The organism is Thermodesulfitimonas sp. (assembly GCF_052743955.1).
Map to the genome: position 1 here is coordinate 1 of NZ_JBRAIN010000065.1, position 10,904 is coordinate 10,904.

Below are 10,904 nucleotides of genomic sequence, written 5' to 3' on the forward strand. Positions count from 1 at the left end.
CCCCTTATTTTAACATGTTATCCATAAGCATCCTGCAAGTGCATAACTCATGTTACTCTAAAAAACCAGTTTTTGGTCTCCAGTAATAATTTTAGCCCTTAACACCGCGAAATATACTTCGCCCAACCTACTTTTTCATCCCGGCCCAGTCAGCCATAAACTTTTTGATACCCTCATCGGTTTGCGGATGTTTGATCATCTGCAGCAAAACCTTATAGGGAATCGTGGCGATGTGCGCCCCCGCCCTGGCGGCCGCCGTAACGTGAAGGGGATGCCGGATGCTGGCCGCAATGATTTCGGTAGGGAGATTGTAGTAGCCGAAAATCTCGGCAATCTCAGCCACGAGGGCTATCCCGTCGTGGCCCACATCATCGAGGCGCCCGACAAAAGGACTCACGAAAGCCGCGCCGGCGAGCGCTGCTAACAGGGCCTGGTTAGCCGAAAAAACGAGGGTTACGTTAGTCCTGATCCCTTTGGCCTTAAGCGCCTTAACCGCCTGCAGCCCTTCAGCGGTAATTGGGACCTTAATCACTACATTGGGGTGAATCGCCGCCAACTCCTCAGCTTCGGCAACCATCCCTGCCGTATCGAGACTTAAAACCTCCGCGCTAATCGGCCCGTCGACGATAGTAGTGATTTCCCGGATTACTTCCTTAAAATCGCGCCCTTCCTTAGCAACCAGAGAGGGATTGGTGGTTACGCCCTGAATCACCCCGAGGGATGCGGCGTGACGGATCTCTCCTACGTTCGCCGTATCGAGAAAAAGCTTGATCGTCCTTCACCTCGCCCCAAAGTAAAAACCCGCGCCTTCATTATACCTCGTTTGCCCGGTTTGCGCTACCGAAAATGCGAATTTTTTCCCGGATTATTTCTACCGCCGCCTCCCGTGCCGGCCCTAAAATCTTCCGGGGATCAATCTCGTCAGGAGCAGCAGCAAGAACCGCCCGCACCTTTTCGGTGAAGGCCTGCCGGATATCGGTATCGATGTTTACCTTCCGGATGCCGCGCCGGATCGCTTCCCGGACCGCATCTGCCGGGACGCCGGACGAGCCGTGCATCACCAGCGGGATTTTAACCTTCGCCGCAATTCGGCTTAAACGCTCGAAGTCGAGGTGCGGCTCCCCTTTATAACGGCCGTGCGCGGTGCCGATGGCCACGGCGAGGGCGTCAACCCCCGTTTCCGCCACAAAGTGGGCCGCCTCGTCCGGATCGGTGAAGAAAGCCTCCGCCTCGGTCACTGAAATCTCGTCCTCGGTGCCGCCAATGCGCCCGAGCTCCGCCTCAACCGAAATGCCCACGGCGCGGGCTACACTCACGACTTGCCTGGTAAGCGCTACGTTCTCGGCAAAAGGAAGGCGCGAACCGTCGATCATTACCGAACTGAAACCGGCGGCCACGCAGCGGACTACCTGTTCGAAGCTTGTCCCGTGGTCGAGGTGCAGAGCCACCGGCAGTTTGGTTCGCCCGATAGCGGTCTTCGCCAGCGCGGCAATGAAGTCAAGCCCGGCGTACTTGATCGCCCCCTGGCTGGCCTGCAGAATGACCGGCGCGTTCTCCGCTTCCGCCGCCGCGATGATCGCCTGCACAATCTCCATGTTGTTACAGTTAAAGGCCCCGATAGCATAACCGCCGGCTGCCGCCGCCCGCAAGAGGCGCGCCGTTGTCACTAAGGGCATTAGGCATATCCTCCGTTTATAATTTTTCTCGTCCCAACTTATTACTTATTATCGCGCTTAATCCCCTTTTTCTTACCCCGAACCTTTCGGTCTACATTGGCGAAGCCACGGCGGGAAAGCTCGATCGCGGGAAGCTCTTGAAGACGGAGGTAGTCCTCCTCAGTTTCGGCATAGATCACTTTCATCCGCTCGCAGTGTTTGCACCGCAATTCCAAACGGTCGGGCAGAACCTCAAGCTCGATCTTGTTCTTGCCGCAGGGGCAGAATACCCCGCCTTCATCGGCCATCTCCTGCACGTAGTTAAGGACCTCGTACATCACGTCCGGGTTGACAAAATAGCTCGGCCCACCGAGCTCCTCGATCAGCTCCTCTAATTCCTCCTGGTAGGAGGGGATGGCCGCCCGTACCTTATCCCGCGGCCCGATATTTCCCAGCTCAAGCCCCGTCTCTAAACATAAAAGCGGCGTTACCTCTTGGGACCAAAGCCTCTTTCCCGATAGCTGGTAGGTATGCTGCAGATCACAGATGGTGCAGTTGACTTCGAGGGTATACGCCGCGTAATCTCGGGTCGTAACCCGGGCTTTCTCCACGCCGCAAGAGCAGATCACCCTCCCGGGTTTTCGTTTTGAAACCGCAAAACGCGAAAGGTGAAAAAGCTCCAGCCGACCACAGTCAGGACACCGGAGCATTATCACCGTATCGGTGGGCACAATCATAAGTTTACCTCCTAACGCCAGGCTTGGTAACCAATCCTGCCGCTTGCTCATGGATGCGGCTCGCCATCTAACTGTTTTCTTCTTGTAGTTCGCCGCACCCTACGGAACTCCTGCCGTGACGGCCCTTTTTTCTATCCTATTCGGGCAAGTAATTTATGGTTTACCTGACAGCGGCACCATTTCTTGCACCAGCCGACGTAGGTCACTCAAGTCAAAAGGTTTCCGTAGTACAGGAACGGCCTGCGGGACGGATACCTCCCCGGGCTCGCCCGTCACCAACACCCCTGGAACCCCGGGAGCCAAGCGCGCCAGCTCGTCAAGCACCGCAACCCCATCTTTCCCCGGGAGCTTTAGATCTACAAGAACGAGAGCCGGCGCCTCTTCCCGGGCCAGAGCTAACCCTCTCTGCCAGTTGTGCGCCGTTTTCACCCGGTAGCCGCTCTCGCGCAGCGCCTCTTCAACCAGCCAGCAGACAAGCGGTTCGTCGTCGATCACAAGGATGTAGGACATAGTCCCCCCTAAAACTCTAGCCTGGTGAAAACGAAGGAAAGAGCGCACTGGCGGAAACCACTATGCCACTAACAAGAAGCACGAAGAGGCAGACCAAACCCGCAAGCGGCAGCAGTACCGTAATGACCGCGCTCCCCGTAGTAAAGCGGTGTACCTCCCGCAGCCCGATCACCAGGAGAACGAATTCCCAGACGAGGACGCCGAGCCCTACCAGGCCACCCAGCGCGGCAGCCGGCACCGCGGCGACCTTCAGGATATCCAGCGCCAGCTCAACCGGCACCAGGAAAATACCCGGTAACCCCGCCAAGGCGCAGACCACAAGCGTTCCCCGTGGGTTGCCCCTACCTCCTAAGAGCCCCGCGAGAAAGTGAAAGAGCGCGCTATATAGAAACCATTTCGCCGCGCCAAAGAGTATCGCCAAAAGAATAAAAAGGGGTAAAAGCCCCGTAACCACGCGCGTTATCTCTATAAGGTTAACCCCTGGTAGACCCGCGAAGTTTGCCCGCAGCAGAAATGACCCGGCAAGCGCGTTGCCAAGCGTTAGTAAAAAGAAGATAAACGCCGCCTCTTTTAAAGGCGGTGCCCCGGCAACCGCCCTAAAAGCAACAGCGGGGCTGAAGAGAACACCGTGAACCAGCTCCAGCAGCCCCAGCCGGCTTGCTCCGTTACCGCTCTCCATAGACTATACCCCTCTCCGTGGTAAGTGGGGGACTAAGGAGCCAAACCGGGAGCATACGGGAAGAGAAAAAGGAACCACCGGAAACGCCCCGCAACAGGCTTTCCCAGCGGAAGCGGCCGGGACCCAGATTGACGACTTCCGGCTCGCCCTTTATTCCGGCCAGTCGCCCGGCATAACGGACCGCGTCCTGCAAGTCGCCGAGCTTATCGATCAGCCCCGCCTCTTTCGCCTGCCGGCCGGTGAAGACCCGCCCGTCAGCCAAGCGTAAAACCCTCTCCCGGCTCATTTTCCGCCCCGTTGCCACCCGATCGATAAACTGCGCGTAGATGTCATCCACCATCCCCTGAAAAATGGCCCGCTCCTGCGGCGTCATCGGCCGGCTTTCAGAGCCCATATCTTTGTACGGCCCGCTCTTGATCGTTCGCTTACTTACGCCGAGCTTGCCGTAAAGCCCGGTCATCTCCACAGTCTCTATTAGGACCCCGATACTGCCGGTTATCGTAGCGGGATTAGCGAAAATACAATCACTCCCGGCCGCCACCCAGTAAGCCCCCGAAGCGGCCACGTCCGCCATCGAGGTTACTACCTTTTTACCGGCCTTCCTCACCCGCTCGACCGCGCGGGCCACCTCCTGGGAAGCAGCCGCGGTCCCCCCGGGGCTGTCGATCCGCAGCACAATCGCTTTTACGCCCGGATCCTCCTCTGCCCGGCGCAGGGCGTCAAGGATCCCGCCGGTACCCGAAGTCCTGCCGCTGAGCAGCCATCCGTCCGTCTCGCCGGCGGTTATTATCCCTTCGATATAAATAATGCCGACCTTCCCCCCGCCTCCCACGCCTCTTGCTCCGGGCGTCCGGCCCCCGCTCACCACGGCAGCTACCACCACGGAAACAACGAGGAGTCCCAAAATAAGCGCGCCGATCAGCTTTTTCATCATCTACTCCCAGGTCCCTTTCGCCGCCGCCAGCGCGGCGCCTACAAAATCGCGGAAGAGAGGGTGCGGCCGTGACGGCCGGGATTTAAACTCCGGGTGAAACTGGGTCGCCACAAACCAGGGGTGGTCCCGTAGCTCCACGATCTCCACCAGGCGGCCGTCGGGTGAAACACCGCTACAGGTAAGCCCCGCCTTGGTAAAGGCTTCCCGGTACGCGTTGTTAAACTCGTACCGGTGGCGGTGGCGCTCCCAAACTTCCGCCGTCCCGTAGGCCTGGTAAGCTAAGGAACCGGGCGCCACCCGGCAGGGGTAACGTCCCAGGCGCATTGTCCCACCCAGATTGGTTACGCCCTTCTGCTCCGGTAGGAGATCGATTACCGGGTGCAGCGTCGCGGGATCAAACTCCGCGCTATTCGCCCCTTCAAGGCCGAGGACCGCACGCGCAAACTCCACAACGGCCAACTGCATCCCCAGGCAGATGCCCAAAAAGGGGATGCGCTTTTCGCGGGCGAAGCGGATCGCCCGGATCTTTCCCTCCGTGCCCCGCTCCCCAAAGCCTCCTGGCACCAGGATGCCACCAGCCCCTGTCAAGAGCAGCACGGACTCTTTTCTTTCCAGTTCCTCGGCGTTGACCATTTTAACGTTTACTTTGGCGTTGTGAGCAATGCCCGCATGGCAGAGCGCTTCAAAGATGCTAAAGTAGGCGTCCCGCAGCTCTACGTACTTCCCTACCAGCGCAATCGTCACGCTGGTCCGGGGGTTCTTTAGCCGGTGGACAATTTCCTCCCAAGCCGCAAGGTTGGGCGGCCCGCAGCGGAGATTAAGCCGCTCCACGATAAAGTCACTGATCCCTTGGGATTCTAACAAAAGGGGTACCTCGTAAATCGTTTCGGCATCAACCGCCTCGATTACCGCCTGCGGCTCGACATCGCAGAAAAGCGCAATCTTCCGCCTCATCTCTGGAGATAGCGGCATCTCCGACCGGCAGACGATAATATCGGGCTGAATCCCGATCCCCCGCAGCTCCTTCACGCTGTGCTGCGTCGGCTTAGTTTTAAGCTCGTTCGCTCCTTTCAGGTAGGGAACCAGGGTGACGTGAATGTAGAGCGTTTCTTCCCGCCCGAGGTCAATCCGGAGCTGGCGGATCGCCTCCAAGAAGGGCAGCGACTCGATGTCGCCGACCGTCCCGCCGATCTCCACGATGACGACATCCGCCCCCGTCTCCCGCTCGAGGACGAGGATCCGCTCTTTGATCTCGTTGGTGATGTGCGGAATCACCTGAACCGTATTCCCGAGGTAGTCGCCGCGCCGTTCCTTCGTAATAACTGACCAGTAAATACTCCCGGTAGTGACGTTGCAGAGGCGATTCAAATCCGTATCGATGAAGCGCTCGTAGTGCCCAAGGTCGAGGTCCGTTTCCGCGCCGTCCTCCGTGACAAAAACTTCACCGTGCTGGAAAGGGTTCATCGTTCCCGGGTCCACGTTGATGTAGGGGTCGAGCTTCTGGACAATCACGCTCAAGCCCCGGCTCTTCAGGAGCCGGCCGACCGAAGCCGCCGTGACCCCTTTGCCTAAAGAAGAAACCACGCCGCCGGTAATAAAGATGTACTTGGCCATATTCTCCCCATAAACTTAACTAAATCATCGCTACATGCGTTCCGGCGCCCGCATGCCCAAAAGCCGCAGGCCCTGGCGCAGGACAATCCCGACCGCCTGGGCCAGGACGATACGGGCCTCCTCCAGACCCGGGCCGGCGCCGATTACCCGGTGGACGTTATAAAAAGAATGGAAGAGGCCGGCAAGGTTGTAAATATAGCCGGTTAAACGGTGCGGCGCCAGACCCAACGCCGCATCCGCCACTTCCTCCGGGAAGGCGGCTAACTGCTTCATTAACCGCTCCTCTTCCTCTGTAGCGAGGAGACTGAGATCGACCTGCGCGGGATCCGGCAACGGGATTCCTTTATCCGCCAGCTGTCTGAAGATGCTGGCGATCCGGGCGTGAGCGTACTGGACGTAGTAGACTGGGTTCTCCATGCTCTGGGCCCGCGCCAGATCGAGGTCGAAATCAAGGTGGCTGTCCGCACCCCGGAGCACAAAAAAGTAGCGGGCCGCATCCCGCCCGACTTCTTCCAGCAATTCCTCGAGGGTGACAAACTCCCCCGTGCGCTTGGACATCCGCACGATTTCCCCGCCGCGGAAAAGCCGGACCAACTGCATGATTACCACCTGCAAGCGCTCGGGGTCGGCCCCGAGGGCTTTGAGCGCCGCTTTTAGCCGCGGCACGTGGCCGTGGTGGTCGGCGCCCCAGATGTTGATCAGCCACGCAAAGCCCCGTTCAAGCTTGTTGACGTGGTAAGCGATATCCGCAGCGAAGTAGGTGGGCGCACCGGTAGACCGGATGAGCACTTCGTCCTTTGCGGCGCCGTAATCCCGCGCTTTAAACCAGAGCGCCCCCTCGTGCTCGTAAGTCGCCCCCCGCGCGGTAAGTTCCCTGATCACGCGCTCGACCGCGCCGCTCTTGTGCAGCTCTTCCTCGGAGAACCAGACGTCGTAACGGACGCCGAAATTCTCGAGCGCCTGCCGGATCGCGGCGATCTTCTCCGCCACCCCGAACCGGGCCAGCGCCTCCCGCCGGACGGCCGCCGGCACATCCCGGTACTGCGTGCCCGTCGCCGCGATAAAACGCTGGGCGGTCGCGATAAGGTCACGGCCGTGGTAGCCGTCTTCCGGAACCGGCACGTTCTCGCCAAACTGCTGCAAATAACGGGCCTCGAGGGAGGCGGCAAAACGCTCGATCTGGTAACCGGTATCGTTAATGTAAAATTCCCGGGTCACGTCGAAACCGCAAAAAGCGAGCAGTGCCGCGATGCTGTCGCCGAGCGCCGCGCCGCGCGCGTTCCCCATATGCAAAAGACCGGTGGGGTTGGCGCTGACAAACTCGACGTTAACCTTCCGCCCGCCACCGATCTGCGACCGGCCGTAATCCTCACCCCGGTGCACCACCTCCCGGAGCGCCTCCTGGAGCCACGCCTTACGGAGATAGAAATTGAGAAAACCCGGCCCCGCCACCTCCACCTTCTCCACCCAGGGACACAGCGCGGTAGAAAACCGCTCGCAGATGAGGGAGGCCACCTCCCGGGGCGAACGGCGGGCGAACTTAGCTAACTGCAGCGCAATGTTGGCGCTGAAATCGCCGAATTTCTCCTCCCGGGGCGATTCGACCGTGAAATCGGGAACCGGAATTCCTTCCGGAAGGTTTAACTCCTCCCGGGCCGCTTCCACTACCTGCTGTAGCGCGCGGGTGATCGCCGCCCGGATTTCGCTTTTCAGCGATTCCATTCTTGCCTCCCCAGGGCGCGCCGTTCCGACTTCAGAACCAAATCCCGGACGTGCGTCGCCAAACTATATTTTAAATTAATCTTTTTCGAGCGCCCCTGTCAAGTAAGAAGCCGCGGCGCCAATTCTCCATCTCCCCGCAACAATTACGCCCGCAAAACGGAAGCGCTTGCCGGTTTGCGTAAACGCTGCAGAAAATTCCCCATGCGCCGGAAGGCCTCGGTGAGATTGGCCACAGAAGCGGCGTAGGAGCAGCGGATGAAGCCCTCGCCGCTCGGGCCAAAGGCGGTCCCGGGCACGACGGCCACCCGCTCTTCCCGCAGGAGCCGCTCGCAAAATTCCTCGGCGCTTAAGCCTGTATGCCTGATCGAAGGAAAGGCGTAAAAGGCACCGCCCGGTTCCACGCAGGGGAGGCCCAATTCTTTAAAGGCGTTGACCACCAGCCGCCGCCGGTAGTTGTACTGCCGGACCATCTGCCGCATCTCGCCGAGGCCGTTTCGCAGCGCCTCAATCGCAGCCATCTGGGCCGTAATCGGGGCGCAGAGCATTGTATATTGGTGGATCTTGGTCATGGCCCCGATGAAAGCCTCGTTTCCCGCCGCGTACCCCAGCCGCCAGCCGGTCATGGCGAAGGCCTTAGAGAACCCCTGCAAAACAACGGTTCGCTCCCGCATTCCGGGGAGCCTAGCGATGGAGATATGCTCCCCTTCGTAGGTAAGCTGCGCGTAAATCTCATCGGAAACCACCACCAAGTCGTGCTCCCGGACTACCGCCGCGATGTCCTCGAGTTCCTGCCGGTTTAAAACGGCTCCGGTAGGGTTGTTCGGGTAAGCAAGGAGGAGGACCTTCGTTTTCGGGGTGATCGCCTTTTCCACCTGCGCCGCGCTTATCCGGAAGCCGTTCTCCATCCGGGTCGGCAGTGGCACCGGAATCCCACCGGCGAAGAGGGTGCACGGGATGTAGGAAACGTAGGTTGGCTCGGGAATCAGCACCTCGTCACCCGGAGCTACAAGGGCGCGCAGCGCTAGGTCGAGCGCCTCGCTCACCCCGACCGTCACGAGGATCTCTTTTTCCGGGTTATAACGCAGCCGGAAAGCCTGGTTGAGATACCGGGCAATCTCCTCCCGGAGTTCTTTAAGCCCTAAGTTGGAGGTGTACATCGTATAGCCTTTTTCCAGCGCGTAGATGCAGGCCTCGCGGATCCGCCAGGGCGTCACGAAATCGGGCTCCCCCACGCCTAAGGAAATAACCCCCTTCATCTCGGCAGCAAGGTCGAAAAAGCGCCGGATGCCCGAAGGCGGGATGGCGCGCACGACCGGGTTCAAAAATTCCTCGGCAGCTTTCACGGTGAGACCACCAGCCTTGCCGCACCCTCTTCCTTGCCCTCCAGGAGGATGCCGTGCTCTTTGTAGCTCTTCAGCACGAAGTGCGTCGTGGTGCTTACTACCCCCTCAATGGTAGCCAGGCGGGTAGCCACAAAGAAAGCCACATCCTGCATCGTCCGGCCGTGCACCTCAACCGCCAGATCGTAGGTTCCGGACATCAGGCGCATCGTACGCACCTCCGGAAAACGGGCGATTCGTTCCGCAACGGCGTCGAAGCCCACGTCACGCTGCGGGCTCACTTTAACTTCGATTAAGGCGATAACGTTTTCGGAACTGATTTTATTCCAGTTAACTAAGGCGTGGTAACCGATGATGAGGCCCTCTTCCTCCATCTCCCGAATAGCCTGCGCCACGTCTGCCGGCTCCATATTGAGCATGACGGCAATCTCCTGGGGCGTGTAACGCGCGTTGGTTTGTAGTAGCCCAAGGATTTCTCTTCTCCGGTTCTCCTCCATCCAAACCCCTCCTTAAAACCTGCTCGGATAGTTGGCCTATAAAACCGAAACCCCGTCCCGTTTAAGGACGGGGTCTTCCACCCGCGGTACCACCTTAATTGACGCTCCGTTCGGGAGCGCCCCCTCTTCCCCGGTAACGGTGGGCACCGGAGAGGCATACTCGGCCCCATCACCTTTCCGCCTCCCTGCTCCAGGGGGGCCAGGGCAGCGTCCTGCCGCCGGGCTTCCACCAACCCCGGCTCGCTGGAGGAGGTCCATCCACCCCTCTTCCCCTTCATCGCTTTTGCGTTTTAATTCATTTTTACTACGTATCGGGAGATAAAGTCAATGACTTGGGAACTTTTTGCCATTGCCGGCTAAAGTTACGCACCCGCAGCGAGCCGCTCGGCAATCAGTTCCGCAACCTTCTTCCCGGAAAGGACCATCCCGCCAAAAACGGGCCCCATCCGGTAGCCGCCCGCCACCGCGTTAGCCGCCATCCCGGCGACGTAAAGGCCGGGATAAACCTCCCCGGTATGTTCGAGGATCTGGCGCTCACCCACTTCTGCCCAGAGCGATTTCTCCCCCCGGATGCACCCGCCCGGCACCTTGAACACCACCCCGTTCTTGTCCGCCAAGATGCGGACCACCCGCGCATCATGCCCGGTAGCATCGACCACGCAGCGGCAACGGACGGCAAGGGGGTCAATGTGCAGCCCGGCCATCTCCACTGCCGTCCAGTTGAGCACCAACCCTGCGACCACATCCCCCCGCAGCACCACATCCTCCACCGTAATCAGATTCATAATCTGCGCACCAGCACGGCAGGCTGCGTACGCGAAGCTGGCAACCGCTTCCACCGCGTGAGCGGTATAGTAGCCCGGCGCGAATTCCTCGTAGCGGACCCCTATTTCTTCGAAAATACCCCGGGCCGGGTCCTGAAAGACAATCCGGTTGAACATCATCGCGCCACCCCACATCCCGCCGCCGACGCTCAGCCGCCGCTCGAAAACCACGGTCTTGAGTCCCTGGCGGGCCAGATAATAAGCGGCGGAAAGTCCAGACGGCCCCGCACCGACCACCGCCACGTCACACTCTAACAAGGAAAGCAGATCCTGGTGGTAACGCGTGATTATCGCCCGGGAGATGGTGCGCTCATCAAGGGGAAAATTGTAGTCCAACGAAGCCAGCTCCTCTCACCCGCAAGGAAATGGATTTAATAATTTATTATACCGCG

The 10,904-nt window shown here is 59.5% G+C and carries 11 protein-coding genes and 1 other annotated feature; all 11 genes read right to left on the reverse strand.

Annotated features, from left to right (window positions below; translation table 11 throughout):
* Positions 1 to 127 precede the first annotated feature (127 nt).
* The gene (gene fsa / locus ACUVTA_RS06680; protein WP_445952191.1) at positions 128 to 772 is read right to left on the reverse strand and encodes a fructose-6-phosphate aldolase; all 645 of its coding nucleotides are present in this window, start codon (positions 770 to 772) and stop codon (positions 128 to 130) included.
* A gap of 40 nt (positions 773 to 812) precedes the next feature.
* On the reverse strand, positions 813 to 1,676 hold the full coding sequence (locus tag ACUVTA_RS06685) for a class II fructose-1,6-bisphosphate aldolase (protein WP_445952181.1): 864 nt from the start codon (positions 1,674 to 1,676) through the stop codon (positions 813 to 815).
* A 41-nt stretch (positions 1,677 to 1,717) separates the two neighbouring features.
* Positions 1,718 to 2,392, reverse strand: a complete 675-nt coding sequence (locus ACUVTA_RS06690) for a hypothetical protein (protein ID WP_445952182.1) — start codon at positions 2,390 to 2,392, stop codon at positions 1,718 to 1,720.
* Between the two features lie 153 nt (positions 2,393 to 2,545).
* Positions 2,546 to 2,902 carry a response regulator gene (locus ACUVTA_RS06695; RefSeq protein ID WP_445952183.1) on the reverse strand — a complete coding sequence of 119 codons (357 nt, stop codon included), beginning with the start codon at positions 2,900 to 2,902 and terminating at the stop codon, positions 2,546 to 2,548.
* 16 nt (positions 2,903 to 2,918) lie between these two features.
* Positions 2,919 to 3,581, reverse strand: a complete 663-nt coding sequence (locus tag ACUVTA_RS06700; RefSeq protein ID WP_445952184.1) for a YIP1 family protein — start codon at positions 3,579 to 3,581, stop codon at positions 2,919 to 2,921.
* Positions 3,568 to 4,515, reverse strand: coding sequence for a signal peptide peptidase SppA (sppA, locus tag ACUVTA_RS06705; RefSeq protein ID WP_445952185.1), 948 nt, complete (start codon positions 4,513 to 4,515; stop codon positions 3,568 to 3,570). The genes ACUVTA_RS06700 and sppA overlap by 14 nt, the downstream gene beginning before the upstream one ends.
* The gene (locus ACUVTA_RS06710; RefSeq protein ID WP_445952186.1) at positions 4,516 to 6,129 is read right to left on the reverse strand and encodes a CTP synthase; all 1,614 of its coding nucleotides are present in this window, start codon (positions 6,127 to 6,129) and stop codon (positions 4,516 to 4,518) included. It abuts the gene before it with no gap.
* Between the two features lie 30 nt (positions 6,130 to 6,159).
* Positions 6,160 to 7,851: an arginine--tRNA ligase gene (gene argS, locus ACUVTA_RS06715; RefSeq protein WP_445952187.1), complete on the reverse strand. Its 1,692-nt coding sequence runs from the start codon at positions 7,849 to 7,851 to the stop codon at positions 6,160 to 6,162.
* A 143-nt stretch (positions 7,852 to 7,994) separates the two neighbouring features.
* Entirely contained in the window at positions 7,995 to 9,194 is a 1,200-nt protein-coding gene (locus tag ACUVTA_RS06720) for an aminotransferase class I/II-fold pyridoxal phosphate-dependent enzyme (RefSeq protein ID WP_445952188.1), read from the reverse strand.
* Positions 9,191 to 9,688, reverse strand: coding sequence for an Lrp/AsnC family transcriptional regulator (locus ACUVTA_RS06725; protein ID WP_445952189.1), 498 nt, complete (start codon positions 9,686 to 9,688; stop codon positions 9,191 to 9,193). The genes ACUVTA_RS06720 and ACUVTA_RS06725 overlap by 4 nt, the downstream gene beginning before the upstream one ends.
* 60 nt (positions 9,689 to 9,748) lie before the next feature.
* Positions 9,749 to 9,975 (reverse strand) — a binding site (T-box leader).
* Positions 9,976 to 10,050: 75 nt separating this feature from the next.
* On the reverse strand, positions 10,051 to 10,848 hold the full coding sequence (locus tag ACUVTA_RS06730) for a sulfide-dependent adenosine diphosphate thiazole synthase (RefSeq protein ID WP_445952190.1): 798 nt from the start codon (positions 10,846 to 10,848) through the stop codon (positions 10,051 to 10,053).
* Positions 10,849 to 10,904: the final 56 nt, after the last annotated feature.